The 22,270-nt window shown below is 37.6% G+C and carries 21 protein-coding genes; 10 read left to right on the forward strand and 11 right to left on the reverse strand.

Annotation, left to right across the window (positions count from 1 at the left end; genetic code table 11):
* Window positions 1–79 precede the first annotated feature (79 nt).
* From glmM to GYY69_RS05680, 9 genes are all read left to right on the forward strand, one after another.
* Window positions 80–1,411: a phosphoglucosamine mutase gene (gene glmM / locus GYY69_RS05640; protein ID WP_174796797.1), complete on the forward strand. Its 1,332-nt coding sequence runs from the start codon at window positions 80–82 to the stop codon at window positions 1,409–1,411.
* Window positions 1,412–1,668: 257 nt separating this feature from the next.
* Window positions 1,669–2,451 carry a F0F1 ATP synthase subunit A gene (gene atpB / locus GYY69_RS05645; RefSeq protein ID WP_174796798.1) on the forward strand — a complete coding sequence of 261 codons (783 nt, stop codon included), beginning with the start codon at window positions 1,669–1,671 and terminating at the stop codon, window positions 2,449–2,451.
* Window positions 2,452–2,487: 36 nt separating this feature from the next.
* On the forward strand, window positions 2,488–2,718 hold the full coding sequence (gene atpE, locus GYY69_RS05650) for a F0F1 ATP synthase subunit C (RefSeq protein WP_034901511.1): 231 nt from the start codon (window positions 2,488–2,490) through the stop codon (window positions 2,716–2,718).
* A 24-nt stretch (window positions 2,719–2,742) separates the two neighbouring features.
* On the forward strand, window positions 2,743–3,213 hold the full coding sequence (gene atpF, locus GYY69_RS05655) for a F0F1 ATP synthase subunit B (protein ID WP_065587114.1): 471 nt from the start codon (window positions 2,743–2,745) through the stop codon (window positions 3,211–3,213).
* A gap of 13 nt (window positions 3,214–3,226) precedes the next feature.
* Window positions 3,227–3,760 carry a F0F1 ATP synthase subunit delta gene (gene atpH / locus GYY69_RS05660; RefSeq protein WP_174796799.1) on the forward strand — a complete coding sequence of 178 codons (534 nt, stop codon included), beginning with the start codon at window positions 3,227–3,229 and terminating at the stop codon, window positions 3,758–3,760.
* A gap of 11 nt (window positions 3,761–3,771) precedes the next feature.
* Complete coding sequence (atpA, locus tag GYY69_RS05665; RefSeq protein ID WP_091350464.1) at window positions 3,772–5,313, forward strand: F0F1 ATP synthase subunit alpha; 1,542 nt, start codon at window positions 3,772–3,774, stop codon at window positions 5,311–5,313.
* A 14-nt stretch (window positions 5,314–5,327) separates the two neighbouring features.
* Complete coding sequence (gene atpG / locus GYY69_RS05670; protein WP_065587117.1) at window positions 5,328–6,197, forward strand: F0F1 ATP synthase subunit gamma; 870 nt, start codon at window positions 5,328–5,330, stop codon at window positions 6,195–6,197.
* Between the two features lie 47 nt (window positions 6,198–6,244).
* The gene (gene atpD / locus GYY69_RS05675; RefSeq protein ID WP_174796800.1) at window positions 6,245–7,627 is read left to right on the forward strand and encodes a F0F1 ATP synthase subunit beta; all 1,383 of its coding nucleotides are present in this window, start codon (window positions 6,245–6,247) and stop codon (window positions 7,625–7,627) included.
* 39 nt (window positions 7,628–7,666) lie between these two features.
* Complete coding sequence (locus tag GYY69_RS05680; protein ID WP_174796801.1) at window positions 7,667–8,092, forward strand: F0F1 ATP synthase subunit epsilon; 426 nt, start codon at window positions 7,667–7,669, stop codon at window positions 8,090–8,092.
* Between the two features lie 284 nt (window positions 8,093–8,376).
* Here GYY69_RS05680 and GYY69_RS05685 read toward each other — a convergent pair whose 3' ends face one another.
* From GYY69_RS05685 to GYY69_RS05730, 11 genes are all read right to left on the reverse strand, one after another.
* Window positions 8,377–9,288, reverse strand: a complete 912-nt coding sequence (locus GYY69_RS05685) for a hypothetical protein (RefSeq protein WP_174796802.1) — start codon at window positions 9,286–9,288, stop codon at window positions 8,377–8,379.
* 55 nt (window positions 9,289–9,343) lie between these two features.
* Window positions 9,344–10,414: a peptidoglycan DD-metalloendopeptidase family protein gene (locus GYY69_RS12950; protein WP_174796803.1), complete on the reverse strand. Its 1,071-nt coding sequence runs from the start codon at window positions 10,412–10,414 to the stop codon at window positions 9,344–9,346.
* Between the two features lie 138 nt (window positions 10,415–10,552).
* Window positions 10,553–11,287 (reverse strand): DUF2931 family protein, encoded by a 735-nt coding sequence (locus GYY69_RS05695; protein ID WP_174796804.1) that lies wholly within the window; start codon window positions 11,285–11,287, stop codon window positions 10,553–10,555.
* Window positions 11,288–11,303: 16 nt separating this feature from the next.
* Window positions 11,304–11,429: a hypothetical protein gene (locus GYY69_RS12850; RefSeq protein ID WP_255458430.1), complete on the reverse strand. Its 126-nt coding sequence runs from the start codon at window positions 11,427–11,429 to the stop codon at window positions 11,304–11,306.
* A gap of 27 nt (window positions 11,430–11,456) precedes the next feature.
* The gene (locus GYY69_RS05700; RefSeq protein ID WP_174796805.1) at window positions 11,457–12,191 is read right to left on the reverse strand and encodes a DUF2931 family protein; all 735 of its coding nucleotides are present in this window, start codon (window positions 12,189–12,191) and stop codon (window positions 11,457–11,459) included.
* Between the two features lie 16 nt (window positions 12,192–12,207).
* Entirely contained in the window at window positions 12,208–13,818 is a 1,611-nt protein-coding gene (locus GYY69_RS05705; protein WP_174796806.1) for a T6SS phospholipase effector Tle1-like catalytic domain-containing protein, read from the reverse strand.
* Window positions 13,819–13,828: 10 nt separating this feature from the next.
* On the reverse strand, window positions 13,829–16,456 hold the full coding sequence (locus GYY69_RS05710) for a type VI secretion system Vgr family protein (protein ID WP_174796807.1): 2,628 nt from the start codon (window positions 16,454–16,456) through the stop codon (window positions 13,829–13,831).
* A 473-nt stretch (window positions 16,457–16,929) separates the two neighbouring features.
* A complete protein-coding gene (locus GYY69_RS05715; protein WP_174796808.1) occupies window positions 16,930–17,469 on the reverse strand; it encodes a hypothetical protein in 540 nt (179 codons plus the stop codon).
* Window positions 17,470–17,496: 27 nt separating this feature from the next.
* The gene (locus GYY69_RS05720) at window positions 17,497–17,895 is read right to left on the reverse strand and encodes a hypothetical protein (protein WP_174796809.1); all 399 of its coding nucleotides are present in this window, start codon (window positions 17,893–17,895) and stop codon (window positions 17,497–17,499) included.
* Between the two features lie 98 nt (window positions 17,896–17,993).
* A complete protein-coding gene (locus GYY69_RS05725) occupies window positions 17,994–18,341 on the reverse strand; it encodes a hypothetical protein (RefSeq protein ID WP_174796810.1) in 348 nt (115 codons plus the stop codon).
* 98 nt (window positions 18,342–18,439) lie between these two features.
* Window positions 18,440–18,781 carry a hypothetical protein gene (locus GYY69_RS05730; protein ID WP_174796811.1) on the reverse strand — a complete coding sequence of 114 codons (342 nt, stop codon included), beginning with the start codon at window positions 18,779–18,781 and terminating at the stop codon, window positions 18,440–18,442.
* A gap of 273 nt (window positions 18,782–19,054) precedes the next feature.
* Between GYY69_RS05730 and recC the strand changes: the two genes are divergently transcribed.
* A complete protein-coding gene (gene recC / locus GYY69_RS05735) occupies window positions 19,055–22,264 on the forward strand; it encodes an exodeoxyribonuclease V subunit gamma (protein WP_174796812.1) in 3,210 nt (1,069 codons plus the stop codon).
* The last annotated feature ends 6 nt before the right edge of the window (window positions 22,265–22,270 follow it).

A 22,270-nucleotide genomic window follows, 5' to 3' on the forward strand; every position in this document is an offset into this window, starting at 1 on the left:
TAAGCGGTATACTTTCCTGAAAGTTTTTTACAACTTAAAATATACGTTTATCAAAAATCATTTAGTATGAGGGAATAAAATGTCTAATCGAAAATATTTTGGTACCGATGGGATTCGCGGTAAAGTTGGAGTGTATCCTATCACACCAGATTTTGCGCTCAAATTAGGCTGGGCAGCGGGTCGTGTGCTAGCCAAAGATGGCGTGAAAAAAGTATTAATCGGTAAAGATACCCGTATTTCAGGCTATATGCTTGAATCTGCACTAGAAGCAGGATTTGCTTCTGCTGGCGTTGCAGCTGCTTTTACAGGCCCCATGCCAACGCCAGCTATTGCTTACTTAACCCGTACTTTTCGAGCTGATGCTGGCGTAGTTATTTCGGCTTCACACAACCCTTTTTATGATAATGGCATTAAATTCTTTTCAAGCGAAGGCAAAAAACTTGATGATGCAATCGAATTAGAAATTGAAACTGAACTTGAAAAAGAGATCGATTGCGTAGAATCTAAACAACTCGGTCGAGCAAGCCGTATCACCGATGCAGCAGGCCGTTATATCGAATTTTGCAAAAGTACATTCGATCATGATTTAAGTTTGGCAGGATTAAAAATTGTTGTCGATTGTGCTAATGGTGCAACCTACCATATCGCTCCGAAAGTATTACGAGAGCTTGGTGCACAAGTGATTAAAATTGGCTGTGAGCCTGATGGGGTTAATATTAACGAGAACTGTGGTGCAACTGATGTAAAAGCATTAGCCAAATGCGTTATTGATGAAAAAGCCGATTTAGGTTTTGCATTAGACGGCGATGGCGATCGCATCATCATGGTTGATCATAAAGGTCGCAAAATTGATGGTGATTTAATTATCTATATCATTGCACGCGAAGCATTAAGACAAGGCCAACTAAAAGGCGGCGTTGTCGGCACTTTAATGAGCAATATGGGGCTTGAAATAGCGCTTAAAAAGCTTGGTATTCCTTTTGTTCGTGCCAAAGTTGGCGATCGTTATGTACTTGAAAAACTAGTAGAAAAAAACTGGCGCTTAGGTGCTGAAAATTCGGGACACGTGTTATTATTAGATAAAACTACCACAGGTGATGGTATTGTTGCTGGCTTACAAGTACTCGCGGCAATGGTTCGCAACGATATGTCGTTAGCTGATTTGTGCAGTGGCATGACAATGTTGCCGCAAGTATTAATTAATGTTCGATTTGCAGGTGAACATGATCCACTCAATAGCACTGAGGTAAAATCAGCTATTGCACAAGCAGAAAAACAACTAGATCATCATGGTCGAGTTCTGATTCGTAAATCGGGAACCGAACCGTTAATTCGTGTTATGGTGGAAGGAAGCAATGAACACGAAGTGCAAAAATTAGCCGAAACTATCGCAAACGCAGTTAAAGCTTAGAAACAGCACCATTAATGCCCATTAATTCAGCCATTAATTGAGCTAAATTCGATTTAAAATAATGCGTGAAGTTACGTTAATTTACGCAAAATTAGTAAAAAGTGTCTAAAATCTTAATTTTGTTAATCAAAGGTTGACTTAATATAGGCAATTAGGTTTAAAATAGCAACTTCAGATTATTACAGCGATTGCTTATATCTTTCAAATGAAAACATGAGCAATATTTTTATTTTTTAGAAATAGGTTAAGAGGGTTATATGTCAGTTTCCTCTCCAGCTTCACCGCAAGCTTACATCAAGCACCATCTTGAGAACTTGCAAGTAGGTTCAGGTTTTTGGACCTTTAACCTTGACTCATTGTTCTTTTCAATTCTACTTGGTGTAATCTTCTTATGGGTATTCCATCGCGTAGCAAAAAAAGCAACCAGTGGCGTGCCAAGTAAACTGCAATGTGCAGTAGAAATGATCTTTGAATTTGTCAATAATACGGTAAAAGACATGTTTACCGGCCAAAATAAACTTATCGCACCATTAGCATTAACGGTATTTATTTGGGTTTTCTTGATGAATTTAATGGATCTTATCCCTGTTGACTTTCTACCTTATGCAGGTCAATATTTAGGTCTATCACATTTAAGAGTTGTGCCAACAGCCGATGTCAGCATTACCATGTCAATGTCTTTAGGTGTGTTTGCGCTTATTATCATTTATTCAATCAAGTACAAAGGAATTTCAGGGTTTATCAAAGAATATACCTTGCACCCATTTAATCACTGGGCATTTGCACCTATCAATTTAGTACTTGAATTAGTTAGCCTATTAGCGAAACCCGTTTCTTTAGGACTTCGACTTTTCGGAAATATGTACGCAGGTGAGCTTATCTTCATCCTAATTGCTGCATTATTACCTTGGTGGTCGCAGTGGGTATTATCGTTACCATGGGCCATTTTTCATATCTTAATAATTACGTTACAAGCATTTATTTTTATGGTGTTGACGATCGTCTATTTAGCTATGGCGTCGGCAACGGAAGATCATTAATTTTAATATTTTTTTGATAATAAACTGGAGTATATAATGGATAGTATGTTATTTGTAGCCGCAGGCATCATGATGGGATTAGCTGCAATTGGTGGTGCAGTTGGTATTGGTTTATTAGGTGGCAAATTTTTAGAGGGTGCTGCTCGTCAACCAGAATTAATGCCTATGTTACGTACTCAATTCTTTATCGTTATGGGCCTAGTTGATGCGATCCCAATGATCTGTGTGGGTATTGCACTTTATGTTATTTTTGCTGTCGCAGGCTAATAAAAATTTAAGAGGAATCGTGTCATGAATATGAACGCAACTCTCCTCGGCCAAGCAATTACATTTGTATTGTTTGTTTGGTTCTGTATGAAGTTTGTTTGGCCTCCTGTTATTAGCGCAATTGAAAAACGCCAAAAAGAGATAGCCGAAGGACTTGCTTCAGCAGAAACAGCAAAAAAAGATTTGGAACTAGCCAAAGCAAATACATCTGACATAATGCAACAGGCTAAGGTTGAGGCTAATGCAATTATTGAGCAAGCCAACAAACGTAAAGCAGCCATTCTTGAAGAAGCAAAACAAGAAGCTTCTCGTGAAAAAGAACGAATTGTTGCGCAAGGACTTGCTGAAGTAGAAGCCGAACGTAAACGAGCTAAAGAAGAGCTCAAACAACAAGTTGCTACACTTGCTATTGCTGGTGCAGAAAAAATTATTCAACGTTCTGTTAATGAAGCCGCAAATAGCGACATCATTGATAAACTCGTAGCTGAACTATAAGGAGAATAGAGCAATGGCTGACTTAATTACGATTGCTCGCCCTTATGCTAAAGCCGCTTTCGATTTTGCGATAGAAAAAAACAGCATCGAATCATGGCATAAAATGCTAGTGTTGACATCTGAAGTGAGTAAAGATACTCAAATAAGAAGTGTCTTAACATCTGACATGAAAACCGATTCGGTGGCTAATTTACTCATCAACATCTGTCAAGATGTGTTAGATGAGTTTAGCACTAACTTTATTAAGATTATGGCTGAAAACAAGCGATTATCACTTCTTCCTGAAGTCTTAACCTTGTTTGAGCAATATTGTTTAGATAAAGAAGCCCAAGCAGATGTAGATGTTATTTCTGCCAGTGAGCTAACTAATGAACAACTTAATAAGATTTCTGTCGCTGTCGAGAAACGTTTATCACGAAAAGTAAAACTAAAATGTCATATAGATAAATCGCTCATTTCTGGTTTTATTATTCGTACGGGCGATATGGTTATTGATAGTAGTATCAGAGGGCGTTTAAATCGTTTAAATGACGCTCTACAGTCTTAAGGGGACTGATAATGCAGCTAAATTCAACTGAAATAAGTGAACTAATTAAAGAGCGAATAGCTCAGTTCAATATTGTGAGTGATGCTCACAATGAAGGAACTATCATATCGGTAAGTGATGGTATTCTTCGAATCCACGGATTAACAGATGTAATGCAAGGTGAAATGATTGCATTACCTGGCAACCGATATGCAATGGCATTAAACCTTGAAAGAGACTCTGTCGGTGCGGTGGTCATGGGACCATACGAAGACTTGTCTGAAGGTATGAAAGTACAATGTACGGGGCGTATTTTACAAGTACCCGTTGGTGAAGGTTTATTAGGTCGCGTTATTAACACGCTAGGCGAGCCAATTGATGGTAAAGGCTCACTTCAACATGATGGCTTTTCACCTGTCGAAGTTGTTGCTCCAGGTGTTATCGATCGTAAATCCGTTGACCAAGCATTACAAACCGGTTATAAAGCCGTCGACTCAATGATTCCAATTGGTCGAGGTCAACGTGAGCTAATCATCGGCGACCGTCAAACAGGTAAAACAGCACTTGCCGTCGATGCAATCATCAATCAACGTGACTCAGGGGTAAAATGTATTTATGTTGCCATTGGTCAAAAACAATCAACTATTGCTAATGTTGTGCGTAAACTTGAAGAGCATGGTGCACTTAAAAACACGATTGTCGTTGTGGCATCAGCGTCTGAATCAGCTGCGTTACAATACTTAGCACCCTATGCGGGTTGTGCAATGGGCGAATACTTCCGCGACCGTGGTCAAGATGCGTTAATTGTTTATGATGATTTATCTAAACAAGCGGTTGCTTATCGTCAAATTTCGTTATTACTTCGTCGTCCACCAGGGCGTGAGGCTTACCCGGGTGATGTATTTTATCTTCACTCTCGTTTACTTGAACGTGCAGCGCGCGTAAACGAAGCTTATGTTGAAGAGTACACAAAAGGCGAAGTTAAGGGCAAAACCGGTTCATTAACAGCATTACCAATTATTGAAACTCAAGCAGGTGACGTTTCAGCATTCGTACCAACTAACGTAATTTCGATTACTGATGGTCAGATATTCCTAGAAACCAGCCTATTTAACTCAGGTATCCGCCCTGCGGTTAATCCAGGTATTTCGGTTTCACGTGTAGGTGGTGCTGCGCAAACCAAGATAATGAAAAAATTATCAGGTGGTATTCGTACCGCACTGGCACAATATCGTGAGTTAGCCGCGTTCTCTCAGTTTGCATCTGACTTAGATGAAGCAACAAGAAACCAATTAAGCCACGGTGAAAAAGTAACTGAATTGTTAAAACAAAAGCAATACTCACCAATGACTGTTGCTGAACAATCAATTGTACTTTACGCTGCTGAGCGTGGTTATCTTGAAGATGTAGAACTGGCTAAAGTATTATCATTTGAAACAGCACTACTTGCTTATGCCCACAGTCAATATGCCGATTTTGTCAAATTAATCGACGAGACGGGTAATTACAATGATGAGATTGAAAGTAAGCTAAAAGCATTACTTGAAAGCTTTAAATCGACTCAAACTTGGTAAGGGTGAGGTAACAAATGGCTAATGCAAAAGAGATTAGAACAAAGATTGCCAGTATCCAAAGTACGCAAAAGATCACTAAAGCAATGGAAATGGTTGCCAATTCTAAAATGCGTAAAACGCAAGATAGAATGGCCGCTAGTCGACCCTATGCCGAAATGATCCGCGAAGTAATTGGACATTTAGCGTTAGCTCAGATAGGCGCCAAACATCCTTATTTAGAAGAAAGAGATGTAAAGCGAGTTGGCTACCTTATTATTTCAACCGATCGTGGTTTATGTGGTGGTTTAAATATCAATCTTTTTAAAACTGTCATTGCTGACATGTCAGCATGGCAGGAAAAAGGTGTTGAAGCTGATGTTGCTTTAGTAGGTTCGCGTGGTGTTTCGTTTTTCTCATCGGTAAAAGCAAACATCTTAACTCAAGTGACTAACTTGGGGGATGAACCCAATTTATCCGATTTAATTGGTCCGGTAAAAACAATGCTTGAGGCATATGACAACGGTAAAATTGATAAATTATATATCGTTACTAACAAATTTATTAATACTATGTCACAAAAGCCAACAATCCAGCAATTATTACCATTACCACCATCAGAAGATAAAGAACTTAAAGCTTCATCATGGGATTATATTTATGAGCCTGATGCTAAATCACTATTAGATGTGATTTTACGTCGCTATATTGAATCACAAGTCTACCAAGCAGTGGTTGATAATTTAGCGAGTGAACAAGCAGCAAGAATGGTAGCTATGAAAGCGGCAACAGATAACGGTGCAAACCTAATTAATGAATTACAAATTGTGTACAACAAAGCACGTCAAGGTGCTATCACGAATGAATTGATTGATATTGTATCCGGTGCAGCTGCTGTTTCAGGTTAGTGCTAAATATTGGCTTATAGTTAAGAAAAAGACGTAGAGGATTAAAAATGGCTACTGGAAAGATTGTCCAGATCATCGGTGCGGTGGTTGATGTCGAATTCCCAGAAGATGCAGTACCAAAGGTATATGATGCATTAGAAGTGGAAACTGGCACTGAAAAATTAGTTCTGGAAGTTCAGCAACAATTAGGTGGTGGCGTTGTTTGTTGTATCGCAATGGGATCATCTGATGGCTTAAGGCGTGGACTTAAAGTTAGAAACACTGGTCACGGCATTGAAGTACCAGTGGGGACTAAAACACTGGGTCGTATTATGAATGTGCTTGGCGATCCTGTTGATAAAGCAGGTCCAATTGGCGAAGAAGAACGTTGGGCGATTCATCGCGCAGCACCAACCTATGAAGAACTTGCAAACTCAACAGAGTTACTTGAAACTGGTATTAAAGTTATCGACTTAATTTGTCCATTTGCTAAAGGTGGTAAAGTGGGTCTATTCGGTGGTGCGGGTGTAGGTAAAACCGTTAATATGATGGAATTAATCCGTAATATCGCTATCGAACACTCTGGTTACTCAGTATTTACTGGTGTGGGTGAACGTACTCGTGAAGGTAATGACTTTTACCACGAAATGAAAGAATCAAACGTACTTGATAAAGTATCGTTAGTTTATGGTCAGATGAATGAGCCACCAGGAAACCGTTTACGTGTTGCATTAACGGGTTTAACTATGGCTGAAAAATTCCGTGACGAAGGTAAAGACGTTTTATTATTCATCGATAATATTTATCGTTATACCTTAGCCGGTACTGAAGTGTCTGCATTATTAGGTCGTATGCCATCGGCGGTAGGTTATCAACCAACATTAGCCGAAGAAATGGGCTTACTACAAGAACGTATTACGTCAACTAAAACTGGTTCGATCACTTCAATCCAAGCCGTTTATGTACCAGCAGATGACTTGACTGACCCATCACCAGCAACAACCTTTGCTCACTTAGATGCAACAATTGTATTGAGCCGACAAATTGCTTCTTTAGGTATCTATCCGGCCGTAGATCCACTAGATTCTACCAGTCGTCAATTAGATCCTTTAGTAGTGGGTCAAGAACATTATGATTGTGCTCGTGGTGTTCAGTCAATTTTACAACGTTATCAAGAATTAAAAGATATCATTGCGATTCTTGGTATGGATGAGTTATCAGAAGATGATAAATTGATCGTTGCTCGTGCTCGTAAAATTCAGCGTTTCTTATCTCAACCATTCTTTGTTGCAGAAGTATTCACTGGTTCACCAGGTAAATATGTACCATTGAAAGATACGATAAGTGCATTTACTGGTATCATGAAAGGCGATTATGACCATATACCAGAACAAGCATTCTATATGGTCGGTTCAATTGATGAAGCGATTGAGAAGGCAAAATCTCTCTAAGAGATTCATAGAACAGATCGTATTAATGGAGATCGTATTATGGCACTAACTTCCTATCAATTAGAAGTTGTTAGTGCTGAATCTCACCTGTTTTCAGGTGATGTTCAGCGAATCAGAGTCACAGGTAAAGAAGGTGAACTTGGAATTTATCCTGGTCATACTCCCCTACTCACAACCATAAAACCAGGTATGGTTGGCATTGTGAAAACGAATGGAGAAGAAGAGTTTATCTATCTATCTGGTGGTATCTTAGAAGTTCAACCTAACATCGTAACCATCTTAGCGGATACCGCTATCCGTGGCGAAGATCTAGATGAAGCAAGAGCACAAGAAGCAGTAAGACAAGCACAAGAACATATCAATCACCCAAGCGATGATATGTCATTTGCTCAAGCTTCTGCAGAACTATCAAAAGCATTGGCAAAAATTCGTGTTATCGAATTGACTCGCCGCATGGGTCAATAGTTCGCTTTTGATGTTTTATCATACACAACAAGGTTACTTGGCATTGCCAAGCAACCTTTTTTAATTTTAACATTCTAAATTCGAGAATCAGCTTTCCTTTCAATAATTTTCTCGGCAATATAAGCCTTGCCCCTTTCCGCCACGAATGAGTTCAGCTACATAATTAGTTCCGTGCCATTAATAACTATCATAATCATTATTATCAATATAATTTCGACAATCTTTTATTTCTTTAGGTTTACACGCCCTTTGTTTTTTATATTCAAATTGATTATTGTCTTCGTTCAGATATTCCCCCGATTTATACAGGCATTCGGTTTGACCCGTTTGTAACGATTATTGCCTATGTATTGAAAATTATCGGTTAGCGATATATGATCATTTTCTTTTTTACTTGGGCAGGTTTTATAGCTAGTGGCAGTCTTTGCTTCGCGATCAAAACGAAAATCATTACCATCGAGATTTAATTTGACAAATTGTTGTTGTGTTTTGTTGTAAACATAATATTCTGCGGTGGTATTGGGCCCATGATATCTGTCTTTAATAAGACTAAAATCATTATTATCACCATCAAAATTATAATCAGAGTTTTCGTGATTCGAGATATTAACATGGCCAAGAAAATCACACCCGTCGATGCCGGTAATGGTTTGAATAAGCTTACCATCATGTTTGCGATATATTTTGATACCGACTATGTTGCCAGTCGATTTTTTGAGTTTAGAAACCATCACTTTAAAATAAAAATCTTTGGAACTATGATTCTGTAAAAATTCGATATTGTTAAATTCTACTTCGCGCCATGTTCGTTCATCAATGGTATTATATTCAAATATTTTGTGTAAATTTACTTTGTCTCCGTTAAGAGTGTAGCCTGTGAGATTTTGATAGGCTTCAGTCCCATGATAAAAAGTGACATCATCAAAATTTTCAATATATATTTTATCTAATATGTTTTTAAAAGAAGAATTTGCGTAAGTAATTATAAAATTAAACTTATCATTACGTTCTCTTTCGCTTATAAAACTTAAATGTTTAATTTGCTGCTCTTTACCAGCAATATAAAAAGCATATTCATCATCAAAATAAAATTCGGCGTTATCTTGCCCAATATTGCCAGTATAAATGCGAAAAATGGCATGGCTGATAGTGGGGGTTAAGAATAGGGTCAGCAATATACACTTTATATACTTCATATTGATATTCCTTATTTTTTGGATGTTGTTACTTTGTTTACATTGTACTTTCTTATTATTTTTTGTTATCCCTTCGCTCTTTTACTTTTGTCTGTTCATCTTTATCTATTGGCTGTAAATTAACAAATAACGCAGGATTAATTTTAAAGCCTAATCTATTGGTTTGCGTATCATATGCGGTAGAGCGGTTACCTGTTATCTTCATTGCAATTTCAAAATGTAGGTGAGGATTAAGGCATTTTTTTGCATTACCGGTATCGCCAGTATAGCCAATTAAATCGCCAGACTTAACTTTATCACCCACTTCTAAGTCAGCACGTTTATCACTTAAATGACAATAGCGCAAATAAAAATGGTCAGCATTAATATTAAAATCCTTGGCTTGTTCAATTTCACTTTTATCACGAAACTCTAGGTCTGTCTCGTTTCGTGATTTTCTTAAATCCTCACCGTTAACTTTAAGGACTAACACATTGCCATATCCGTTATTCCCCTCATTTTTATATTGCACTATTTCACCATCTAAACAGGCATAACAAGGTGTATTTATATCGGCAAAGACATCTAAACCAGCATGAGCCCAAGGTATTGTATTTTTAGGGTTATTTTTATCTAAACGAGTTCGAACGATACCAAAAGCACCATTTTGAGCTCTATCCGCACCACTAAAATTGTAATACGTCCTTTGTGGATTTTCTAAAGGCTCATGCCAAAGTTTTGCCATTTCAATATTAAAATAATCCATCATCGCCACCGGATGAATAAACCACGCCTTGCCGTCTGCGGATAGATTGGACAGTTTAGGGGTATTGGTATTCGCATTGCTTTGTTCTGTGCTGGTTGTTTGATTTTGAGTTTGCGCTTGTGCCTGTGCCACTTGTTTCCACCACAGTGATGGTTTAATGCGCTGCGCTTTTTCAAGTTGCCAGTTTGATTTGACATGTTTATGCGCTTCGTCTACCACGTCTAAGGCAAAATAACGGAAGTAAGGCTCGGTGATGCCAAGCTCATCTAATCCCGCTTCGATAAGCGCTTTTTGTTGTTGTTTTTCTTCTTCAAACAGCTCATCAACTTCATTCCATTTTCTTAACGATTCATCGGCATACCATTCGCTTTCATATTTCACCAGTAAATGCCCTATCAACTCCGCCGTCCAGCTTCTGCGTAATCCTTCCTTTAAATATCAATTAACAAATGATGAAGATGCTTTATTTAAACTTGCACCATGGTTCTTCATTATTACCCGTTATTTATACTTACAATTTTAAAAATTGGGTGAATTTTTTAGTTTGAGATATTGTCCCATGGTGACATTATTATATTTTTCTTGCCACTCTTTAGGCATGCCGTGTTTTTTTAGCCAAGCATTAGCTTCAGGGGTGATTTCGGTTATTTTACCGTTTGGGTATGGATTGGGGCAAACATCCGACCCTTGCGGGATTCGCTCAGTGACTCCTTTACCAAATTCTATTGCCGTTGCATCTGGATGAGCAAGCCCTGTAACCCAACCGGTTACACTGCCTCCTGGGGCAAAACCAATAATAATGGTATCGTTATAACCAATCTCATTTTTATCATAGGCTTCGGAATAAAAATGGTGTGGTGTTGCCATCTCTTGCCTAGCCCATAATGGCACCACTAATTTAGTGCGATAAAAAGTTTGATCGGCAAAGGATGACCAACAAATATAAAATTCTTCTGGCAAATCGGAATAAACCGGTAAATTACTATAACCGAATTCTGTCTGCCATTGCCCAGGGGTTTCATAATTTTGATTATTACGCGCAACTATATCAATGATTTTATATTTGTTTGATTGGGTCTTTATCATGGTTGAAAATACTTTGGCTTTAAAATAGTGTGGATAACGCCCACCAATACGCCATTCACTGTAAGGTTTTTGCGGCAAATTAGGATCCACGTTGTTATGTGTAAATGGTGTATGGCAACCACTTATTAGTAGTACCAAACTGAAGCTGGTGATAAATTTTTTTAACATATAAAATCCTTACTATTTATTGATCGGGGTGGATTAACCGTTGCCAATCACCGTGGTGGGTAAGGTGTGGTTGGTGAACTTGCAGTAATCCTGTTATTGCCTGCTCTTTTTCTTCTTTTAAACTTGTACCATGATTCTTCATTATTACCCATTATTTATACTTACAATTTTAAAAATTGGGTGAATTTTTTAGTTTGAGATATTGTCCCATGGTGACATTATTATATTTTTCTTGCCACTCTTTAGGCATGCCGTGTTTTTTTAGCCAAGCTTTAGCTTCAGGGGTGATTTCGGTTATTTTACCGTTTGGGTATGGATTGGGGCAAACATCCGACCCTTGCGGGATTCGCTCAGTGACTCCTTTACCAAATTCTATTGCCGTTGCATCTGGATGAGCAAGCCCTGTAACCCAACCGGTCACACTGCCGCCTGGGGCAAAACCAATAATAATGGTATCGTTATAACCAATCTCATTTTTATCATAGGCTTCGGAATAAAAATGGTGTGGTGTTGCCATCTCTTGCCTAGCCCATAATGGCACCACTAATTTAGTGCGATAAAAAGTTTGATCGGCAAAGGATGACCAACAAATATAAAATTCTTCTGGCAAATCGGAATAAACCGGTAAATTACTATAACCGAATTCTGTCTGCCATTGCCCAGGGGTTTCATAATTTTGATTATTACGCGCAACTATATCAATGATTTTATATTTGTTTGATTGGGTCTTTATCATGGTTGAAAATACTATCGATTGGAAATAGTGTGGATAACTCCCACCAATACGCCATTCACTGTAAGGTTTTTGCGGCAAATTAAGGTCCACGTTGTTATGTGTAAATGGTGTATGGCAACCACTTATTAGCAGTACCAAACTGAAGCTGGTGATAAATTTTTTTAACATATAAAATCCTTACTATTTATTGATCGGGGTGGATTAACCGTTGCCAATCACCGTGGTGGGTAAGGTGTGGTTGGTGAACTTGCAGTAATCCTGTTATTGCCTGCTCTTTTTCTTTTTTTGCCGGCCAAGTGATTTTAACTATTTGACCAGTGTTTTTGTCGATTAGTTCTTTTTCGGCTGGTCTAGTATAAAAATAGCGTTCATATTCAGCCGAGCAATGGGTATAGTTGTTCAGCACTAACCGCTTTTCAGCTTCCGTCAATTGATAGGTTTGATAGCTATCGGCAGCTTTGATGATTTTATTGGCCACGCTTTGTAATTCATTCGGGATAACGTAAATATCCCAAAAAGGGATAAATTTACAATTTTGTTTTACCGCCTCATTATACATAATCCTTAAAGCAACTCGGTCAAGACCAAATTTTATTTGCCGCCTAACACGAATTACGCCATAGGCGTTGGTGTAGTTAGTGTTATCGTATTTTACTGGGGTTGTCCATTGGTAGAAGTTATTTTCACTTAAACCATAAAACAGGTAGTGCAAGTCAGGATGTTGTTGGATTTTTACGAGCGCTTTTTGTAGCTTTTGCTTAATATTGGATGGTTGACCTAAATAGAGATTATCATGTTGATAAACTTTGGTAATATAAAGGTTTTCTTCAATATCATGATTGGGGTAGCCACCGCCAATATCCGAATGCGCACCCGGCATGCTTACTTTTTTAAAATAATTAGGCACATCATTGAGCGAAAAGTTATGCCGATATTCATGCGCGGCCTGAATATGTAATCCTGCATCAGTCGAATCGGGGTGAATATGGATATCGATATCAAAAGTGTTAGCATCGCCCGCATCAAATAAATTTTCGGGTCGACCAATTCCTGCCACGGTATCGAAAATACCTAAAAAATGGACATGTCCATTGGCATGTCCTTGCCAATGGTCACTGATTTTGCCCTCTAACGCCTGTTTTAACATTTTGGTTAGCGGGTTGTTATTGCCTTGTTTATCTTTATCATTTAACTTATCAGCAACAAAGTTGGTAAAGTAGCGGGCGGTTGCCGCACCTCGGCTAAAGCCAAATACATCATAGTTAATTTGTTGAATACGTGTTTTAGGGGCTTTACCCAAAAAAGTCTTTAACTCTTTTTTAATTTCGATTATAGCTCGGTTTATTTTACCTTTAATTCCCGTTACACCAAGGCCTGTGGCAAAACCAATATTACTATCACTTTCACCAATTCGGCTACCGACACCTTCTATATAAACGCTCAATTGATAATGTGCCACACCATTTTTATCTTTTGGTAATTTCGCAAGATCTTTTTTAAGATCAGACTGATACATTTGATATAATTTATAGACATTCGAATGATCATTGGTGTAACTGGTATTGAACACTGGGAAAGTGATTTCAGGTGTTTCGCCGCGGGCTAGCGCTTGTTGATACTCTTCACGCATTGAGATGTTAAATGAATTATTCGCTGTACCGTCAAAAAATACACCTATAGTCAATATAACTTCATCAGGACGTTTAATCACTTGTTTATGTACAGCAACCTCACCATTAGCTCCAACTTGGTTAGTGTTAGCTGTAGTAAATGATCCCTGCTTTTTATTCTTCATATTGATTTCCTTATATTAATCGAGTTAATTGCACATCAATTGAATCTGGAGAATCAGTATAGAAAGCTTTGGTTTTGCCTTCTTTATCGGTTATGCCATGTATTTCTTTGCCATCGGGTAACACGGCAATGTAGGGTTCATTAGCATATACCCCGCCTTGATCATCGACAAAGTGAAATTTAATACCATGTTCTGTAATAAGTTGTGGTAAATTTACTGTAGAGATATCAAGTGCTTTCGGCCCCATCTTCTGGAAGACATTACATTTAAAATAGATATTATCCTGTGTACCCAGTTCAATGCCTTCACTGCTGATTTTGATATAAGAGCCACCGCAAATGAGCGTGAGGTTGTCTTTGGCAGTAATGGTCACCTTGCCATCCACACTATCTACTTTGATATCTTGCTTGGCAGCCATGTTGAGGTTGGCATTTTGGGCTTGCAGGTCAATATCACCTTGGTTGGCAAATAGTTTCATGCCTGATTTTTGCGCAAATAAGCCAATCGCTTCAGCCGATGAAAGGGTGACGTTGTTTAAAGCGTTAATGTCGGTTTGATTTTCGCTGGTTAAGGTGAGGCTGCTCGCTGTTGTCAGTTGAATATTTTCAGGGCTGGTTAGGGCTATGCCTTCTTGAGCGTAGGCTAAAATGCCACTTTGGGTTAGCTGAGTTAAGTTGGCTTTAAGTTGTTCTTGGCTGTCGGTATCGGCGCTGTGTGCCTCGGACTGGGTGGCGGCATTTTGTAGGGCTTTGGCAATGGATAAGGCATTTTCAAGTTGGGCAATCGCCGCTTGCATATCGAGCTGTTTGCCTTGCGCTTTCGGCTGGGTTTGGGTGGTTAAGTATAAGCCTCTATTAGCGGCAATCGCGCCCCATTCGTCGGTACGCAGTTCAAAGCCTTCACCGCGTTGTCCTTTTTTATTATCAACCAAATGCCCTAAATTAAGTTGGCTTTTGCCGTATTCGGTGGCCAGTTTAATATGCTCTTGCCCGCGTTTATCATCCATGCGCAGTTTGTTATTAGCCGGCGTGCGAATCACATTGCGGTGTTTGTTAATGGTGGTAACATGGTCAGGGTGAGCACTGTCATGCATCGCATGGGCGATATATGGCCTATCAGGATTGCCTTGCATAAAGGCAATGGCTACTTCAGTACCGTCAATTAAGGGAAAGTGAAAACCATAGGTGTTACCCGCATACGGTTTAGCTAAGCGTACCCATAAGCTTTCCGTGCCACTTTTCCATTGTTTCAGGTCAACATTAAATTTAACCCGATAGCGCCCTTGCGGGTCGATATAACCATAGGTGTCATGATTAGGACTGGTGACACGGGCAGGTAAAGTGCCACTGACTTGTGGCCAGCATATGGGCGCGGGGCGATAGGGTTTTAAAGCTTGATAAGGAATGGCGGTAAAGGTGAGTTCATAAGCATCAGTGCGATTACCCTGCCCCTGTACACTTAAAATAATTACACCATCATTTATATCTGCCAGCGGACTGCCATTGATATTAATCCATTGACCGGGAGCAAGGTTATAATGGTTACTCTTGCCTTTGAGGATAATTTTCTGGCTAATCGCTTGCTCATGACGAATACGGGCATACCACTGACCACTTTCAATCTGATTGTCGTGAGTGTTATTGTCATTATCACGATTATCATCATCACCGTTATTATCGTCACTATTTTGCGGGTTGTCCTGTCCATTGCTATCTAAGCCTTTATAGTGCTCAGCATAACGGTAGTCAGTGCCATAGGTGGTAAGGTCTTTGGGTTGGGTGTTTATTTCGCCCTGTAAATCGGCGAGGGCATCACGGTAGTTATAATCTTGTACCTTGACTGAGGAAACCACCACTTCACTATGTAGGCTGATATCCCACACGCTTTCAACGCCCGTATCAGCCATGCCACTGGGCGGTTTATAGTCAATATCAGCCACCTGCGCATAACCTTGCTCATAATCACTTAACACCATCACATCACAATGGTGCTCAGCATGCGTTTCAAAGCGAAACCAAATACCGACATCGGCCAATAAGCGTTGAATAAAGGCAAGGTCACTCTCTTGCCACTGCGTGATAAACTCCCGCTCAGGGTAGCTATCTTTTAGCTCTAAACGGTAATCAATCCCCGTCAAACCATGACTACGTAGCACTTCTTCAACCACACTCACCACGCTTTGATTTTGAAATATGGCACTATGTTGCCCGACATTCAGCTTGGCTAAGCACGAGGATAACACCACCTGATAATGGGCTTCATCTTTATTGACCGATAACTGACTAAATTCGGTAATCACCCCATGCAAGGTGCGTTTATTACTCAACGTGGGCAAATCATTTAATGAGCGGATAGCGGAAGTTAATGGTTTATTGATAACCGGATTAAAGGAAAAAGTCGATTTTTGATTAAGAAAGGAATCAGGCGATAAGGTTTTATCAGTACTAGTAAAGGAGATTACATAACGCCAAGGCTGGTTTAACGACTCATCACCCTCAACATGCAAAACCGACATCGGCGCGCCCAGCCCGTCAACCGTTAAAGTATAGCGATTATGGCTAACACCCCCTAAGCCCGCCATTAAATCGCTAAACCCGTCACCGAGCTGACCCAGAAGACGATTAAGTTCGTTTGACATGTTTCCCCCCCTTTATTCCTAATAATTCATACCGTTTATTTTTATTATGCTATTAGTTTATCGCGATATTATTGTTTTTATGCTAACTATTTTCAACGTAAGCGATAATGCAAACAGAGTATAAACGATTTTAACGTAAAGTTTAATTTTTTTAATCAATATCTTTGTTTAATATGAATAATTTCAGTTAGTTAAAACGGTAAGTGATAGCGGCTTAACGCCTTTGTTAAATAAGGGATTTAAGCAATGTTAGGCTTTATCAATGAAATTTATTAAATCATTAAATTTAAAATGATTTTATGCTGAAACGGTATAGGATCCTGAATATTTTTAACAGGAATTCAGTAATTCTTAATAAAGAAGATAGCTCTTTTATTTATAACTAGTTATCAAATATAAGAAATTTAAAAATAAGTTGGAAAAATAAAGGAAATGCTATAATCATGAAGTATAAACAACTCGGGAGCTACATATCATTTTTCAATGAAATCTTGATATATTTCAATTAAATTATCATTTTCGCTCTTTTGGCATTTATCCATTAATTTGATTTTTAGGTCTGAGAAATTTAAATATTGCAGTAATTCAGCTAATCTTCGGAATATAAAGTCATCGAAAGAATCAAGGTCATTATCTAACAGACTAGATAATTTATTTTTTACGATTTTATTCTCTTTAAGCTTGATCAATATATCTCTAGCTATAGGAATATTATCAATATTGCCATCTATTGATATATCTATAATTATGGGGATTAATATTTCTAATTCTTCGTCATTAAAATCATCATCTCTTATAAATCTTAATGCTGTTCCTTGTTCTGATAATGTATTGAGTGCTAATAGTAATTGCTTAAAAAAACATTTTGATTTTCTAAAATAATATTTAGAAGAAAATAGATTTGTTTCAGATTCTTTTAAATGAAGCCATTCTCTAGAAAATTTTGTATTATCTATCATGTTGTTAACACCACGCGACCAAGGAATTGAGTTAATAGATTTCTTTAATTGCATCTATTAACATAACCTGTGTTAGTCCAGCTATTTACGATCTACTTTTAAATTATCTTTCGATACAAAATAAATATCGCTCCCCCCTGTTGAACAAAATTCAGTAATATCATTTTCGTTAACTTCTACAGCATCACCTTTTGTTATAACTTGATAGCTATTGCCATTATCATCATAAAAAACGAAGCGATAAATTTGGGTATATACATATTTTTTCTTTATCATATTATTTGTATTTTTCTTTTTTTCTGATGCCAATAATGTTACTGTTGTTTTTGATGGATCTAAATCAGCCATCTCAACGATTCCTCCATCATATTGCATCCAACGAGCCGCTTCGTTCATGAAAGCATTTGCACAATCAGGTGTTTTAGCAAAAGAGATTATAGGCCACATTATTAGCCCAATAATTAAAAAAAACTTTTTCATTTTACAACCTTTAATTTTTGTCTTGCCATATTCATTTAGCTAATTGATAAAGCAATGATTTGGTTAAACATGTCTGAAACCGTTGACCATTTTACGCATTAATCAAAATAATCAATCTGGCGTTTTGATACTAAATAACTATCAACTTCACCTATCGAACAGTCTTTATTAGAAGCTTCACTTTTTGTGATAACTTCATAAGCTTTGTTTTGATTATCATAAAAAACAAAATGATAAATTTGTGTATATAAATCCTTACTTTTCTGTTCAGATGCTAAAAGTGTTATTCTCAACTTGGATTTATTCAGGTTTTCAATCTCCACTATATTACTACTTTTCAACCACTCCTTAGCTTTATTCAAAGCGCGATTATGGCAATCGGGCCCATTAGCAAAGGATAGAATTGGGCATAATATTAACAATATTACTAAAGAAAGCTTTTTCACATAATTACCTTAAATTATTCTTTTTTACCTTATATTACTTTTATCATAGACTAAAAACAGTCTAAAATACCGAAGTTACTTACCTATTATTAGATAACCTACTGATGAACTTGGCTTTTGGATATTAGATATTTATTCACATCACTTATTGAACATTCTTCGTATGATGCTTGGCTTTTTGTAATAACTTCGTAACTATTACCATTTTTATCATAAAAAACAAAGTGATAAATTTGATTATATAAACCCTTTTTTATTTCCTCTGAAGCCAATTGCGTTATTTTGGTTTTCGATTCATCCAAGTCTTGAATATCCACTATCTTTTCATTTTTCATCCAAACCTCGGTCATATTCATGGGCCAAGTATAACAATTAGGTCCTTTGGCTAAGGATACTAATGGCCACAACATTAATAATATTAGTATAGATAGTTTTTTCATATTATTACCTAAATTGATTTCTTGCAGATTTAACCACAAAGTGTACCATTTTTTTAGATGTGTAAAAATTAGATTGTTATTAGAATCTTCTTATCATACATTGTAAATAGCAGGCCGAACTAATTAGACATAAAAATTCTTGCTACTGCTAGTTGTGCAATGCCATGACTTGTAGTTTTTTTGCCTATAAAGTTGACACTAGAATAGCAACTAGATTTATTAGTAACGATCAGCGATAATCTTAATCTTCTCTTATCAATAATTAGTGTTGTTATGTTTACCATTTATCATTCAAATCAGGTCGATTTACTCAAGACGTTATTGAGTGAATTGATGCGCAGACAACCATTAGAGGATGTATTTACACCTGATGTAGTGATGGTGCAAAGCCAAGGTATGGCACAATGGTTGCAAATTGCGTTAGCGGATGAACTGGGTATTGTGGCTAATGTTGATTTTCTTTTTCCAACTCAATTTATTTGGCAACTTTATCAAAAATTATTGCCCGATGCCCCCATTGAAAATAGTTATAGTATTGAATCAATGAGTTGGCGTTTGTATTATTTGTTGCCCCAAGTTATTGAACAACCTGAGTTTAGCGCACTTAAACATTATCTGGATATTGATAAACAAGATAAAAAACGATATCAGCTTGCAACGCGTATTGCGCGGTTATTTGACCAATATTTAGTGTATCGCCCTGATTGGCTTGCAAAATGGGAAGCCAATCATACTGTTAGCGAATTAAATCATCATTCTGATGAAAGGTGGCAAGCAGAGCTGTGGCGAAAGCTAATATCCATCAGTCAACCTTATCATCGCGCTAATATTTATCAACAAATGCTTGAAATTTTGTTAGATAATCACTTTGATCGTTCACGTTTAGATTCGTTACCTAATCGTATTTTTATTTTTGGTATTACTTCTCTTCCTCCTATTTATCTTTCGTTACTGTCAGCACTTGGGCAACATATTGATGTCCATTTGATGTTTAACAATCCGTGTAAATGGTATTGGGGAGATGTTGTTGAAAAGCAGTTGTCAGATATATTCAATACCCCCGATAAAATACCCAATCCCCTTTTAACCTCGTGGGGAAAACTAGGTCGTGATAATCTGTTCCTGTTACAGGAATTTAACAATAAACAAGATATTGAAGCTTTTGTCGATCAGGGGCGATCTTGTTTATTAAATGCCATTCAGCAAGATATTTTAGATCTGTATCAAAACGATGTTGGTAATGAGCATATTGCAGCAACAGACAAGTCAATTTCGTTTCATGCTTGCCATAGTGAGCAACGTGAAGTTGAAGTATTGTATGATTATCTGCTATCAGTTTTTGACGCAGATCCCACACTAGAATTACGCGATTGCATAGTTATGGTTTCGGATATTGATAAGTATGTGCCTTATATTCGAGCTGTTTTTGGTAATGCTTATGAGAAGCGCTATTTACCTTTTACTATTTCAGATCAAAAGGCACGAAATATCGATCCGATTGTTCAAGGTTTTTTTGCTATTTTAAATTTTCCAAATAGTCGATTTACAGCAGAAGAACTCTTTAATTTGCTTGAGATCCCGGCTGTTTCTGAAAAATTTGCAATTAATCAATCACAGCTAACCTTGTTGAGGACTTGGATTGTTGAGTCAGGCATTCGTTTTGGGCTTGATAGTGCACATAGTTGGTTATTTGGGCTTGAACGGTTATTACTTGGCTATACGATGAATAGTGAGCAAGGGGGATGGCAACAGATATTACCTTATGATGGTGCAACTGGTTTAGATGCCGAACTAATCGGTCAATTAGCTGAATTTATTAAAGTGGTAAAGAAGTGGTTTGCTATCTTAAACGAAGAAAAACCGCTCATTGATTGGCAACCATGTTGTCTTGAATTGATTAATGATTTTTTTGTCAGCAATTCACAACGTGAATCCATTTTATTGATGATAGCACAAGAGTGGCAAGCGTTGATTAATAGTGGTTTGTCTGCCACTTATATGGATAATATTTCTATCACGATTTTGCATGATGCCATGCAATCACGCTTAGAACAAAATCATTTAGCACATCGTTTTTTAGTCGGTAAGATAAACTTTTGTACCATGATGCCAATGCGCTCCATTCCCTTTAAAGTTGTTTGTTTATTGGGAATGAATGACGGGGATTATCCAAGAACGTCGCTTCCACTTGACTTTGATTTAATCGCACAGCATCCAAGACGAGGCGATCGCAGTCGTCGCACCGATGATCGTTACCTTTTTTTAGAGGCAATTTTATCTGCGCAAAAACAGCTGTATATCAGTTATATTGGTCGTGAGATGAAAGATAACAGTGAACGTTATCCCTCTATACTAGTTGATGAACTTTGGGAGTATATTACCCAATATTATAAAATACCTGCAAATAACATGGTTAGTTCTGCTAACAGCTTGGATTTTTTACGTGTAAACCATACACGCACACCCTTTAATCCTCAAAATTTTTTACAAGAACCAAAAAGCTATGCCGATGAGTGGTTACCTGCGGCATTGCAACAAGGTGAAAGCCAATTATTTATTAGTGAAATACCTGTTATTGATGTCGATAATATCAATCTCGATGAATTAAAACGATTTTACCAACACTCTATTCGGTTTTTTTTACAAAAACGGTTTAATTTTTATATCAATTATCTGGATGATACCTTACCCGATGCCGAGAATTTTAATCTTGATAGTTTAAAACGTTATCAATTGAACTTGCTGATTTTAAATCAGCTGATCAGCAATGAATCACAACAATACGATGATTTTTATCAACGTTTAGCGTTAACGGGTGAATTACCAGATGGTGCCTTTGGTGAAATTATTTATGATAAACAAGTCGAATCATTGCAACCATTAGCGAATAAAATTAATCAAGAACGATTGGTTATGACAACGCAAGAGGTCAATTTAACTATTTTGACCAATGGGCAACATGCCCAATTACAAGGTTGGTTAACCCATGTGCAAGAAGACGGTATATTGGCATGGCGTCCTGCAAAACTGTCGATTCGAGATGGTATTTCGCTGTGGATTGATCATTTAGTTTATTGCATCATAAATCCAGATCAAGTTGAAAATCAAAGCCGCACCTATGGCCGAGAAGATACTGAGTGGCGTTTTTTACACTTACCCCATGATAAAGCAATTGCGATATTAACCACATTAGTGGAAGGTTATTTGCACGGTATTAATCAGCCTTTATTATTACCAGTGCAAAGCGCATGGAGTTGGTTAATGGCTGCTTATAATAAAAAAACGGGCGAGATTGTCGCGAGCGATAAAGCTATTAATCAGCTTTTAAATACTTGGCAAGGTGGCTTTAACCGATCTGCCGAGTGCGACAGTTATTATACTCGCCTTTACCCTGACTTAACGGACGCATTAATTGAACAAATTACATTGGCTTGCCAGCGGTTTTTATTGCCTATTTTATTACATCAAACGACGGTAGAATAAGGATGC

The organism is Gilliamella sp. ESL0250 (genome assembly GCF_013345045.1).
Taxonomy (GTDB): domain Bacteria; phylum Pseudomonadota; class Gammaproteobacteria; order Enterobacterales; family Orbaceae; genus Gilliamella; species Gilliamella apicola_H.

Coding starts and splice junctions, on each gene's coding strand:
- GYY69_RS05705 (WP_174796806.1), bottom strand. CDS start 13,818: ATGAAGAATAAAAAGCAGGGATCATTTACTACAGCTAACACTAACCAA.
- GYY69_RS05680 (WP_174796801.1), top strand. CDS start 7,667: ATGGCACTAACTTCCTATCAATTAGAAGTTGTTAGTGCTGAATCTCAC.
- GYY69_RS12850 (WP_255458430.1), bottom strand. CDS start 11,429: ATGAAGAATCATGGTACAAGTTTAAAAGAAGAAAAAGAGCAGGCAATA.
- atpE (WP_034901511.1), top strand. CDS start 2,488: ATGGATAGTATGTTATTTGTAGCCGCAGGCATCATGATGGGATTAGCT.
- GYY69_RS05720 (WP_174796809.1), bottom strand. CDS start 17,895: ATGAAAAAGTTTTTTTTAATTATTGGGCTAATAATGTGGCCTATAATC.
- GYY69_RS05710 (WP_174796807.1), bottom strand. CDS start 16,456: ATGTCAAACGAACTTAATCGTCTTCTGGGTCAGCTCGGTGACGGGTTT.
- GYY69_RS05730 (WP_174796811.1), bottom strand. CDS start 18,781: ATGAAAAAACTATCTATACTAATATTATTAATGTTGTGGCCATTAGTA.
- GYY69_RS05715 (WP_174796808.1), bottom strand. CDS start 17,469: ATGCAATTAAAGAAATCTATTAACTCAATTCCTTGGTCGCGTGGTGTT.
- atpD (WP_174796800.1), top strand. CDS start 6,245: ATGGCTACTGGAAAGATTGTCCAGATCATCGGTGCGGTGGTTGATGTC.
- atpH (WP_174796799.1), top strand. CDS start 3,227: ATGGCTGACTTAATTACGATTGCTCGCCCTTATGCTAAAGCCGCTTTC.
- atpB (WP_174796798.1), top strand. CDS start 1,669: ATGTCAGTTTCCTCTCCAGCTTCACCGCAAGCTTACATCAAGCACCAT.
- recC (WP_174796812.1), top strand. CDS start 19,055: ATGTTTACCATTTATCATTCAAATCAGGTCGATTTACTCAAGACGTTA.
- GYY69_RS05695 (WP_174796804.1), bottom strand. CDS start 11,287: ATGTTAAAAAAATTTATCACCAGCTTCAGTTTGGTACTACTAATAAGT.
- GYY69_RS05685 (WP_174796802.1), bottom strand. CDS start 9,288: ATGAAGTATATAAAGTGTATATTGCTGACCCTATTCTTAACCCCCACT.
- GYY69_RS05700 (WP_174796805.1), bottom strand. CDS start 12,191: ATGTTAAAAAAATTTATCACCAGCTTCAGTTTGGTACTGCTAATAAGT.
- atpA (WP_091350464.1), top strand. CDS start 3,772: ATGCAGCTAAATTCAACTGAAATAAGTGAACTAATTAAAGAGCGAATA.
- glmM (WP_174796797.1), top strand. CDS start 80: ATGTCTAATCGAAAATATTTTGGTACCGATGGGATTCGCGGTAAAGTT.
- atpG (WP_065587117.1), top strand. CDS start 5,328: ATGGCTAATGCAAAAGAGATTAGAACAAAGATTGCCAGTATCCAAAGT.
- atpF (WP_065587114.1), top strand. CDS start 2,743: ATGAATATGAACGCAACTCTCCTCGGCCAAGCAATTACATTTGTATTG.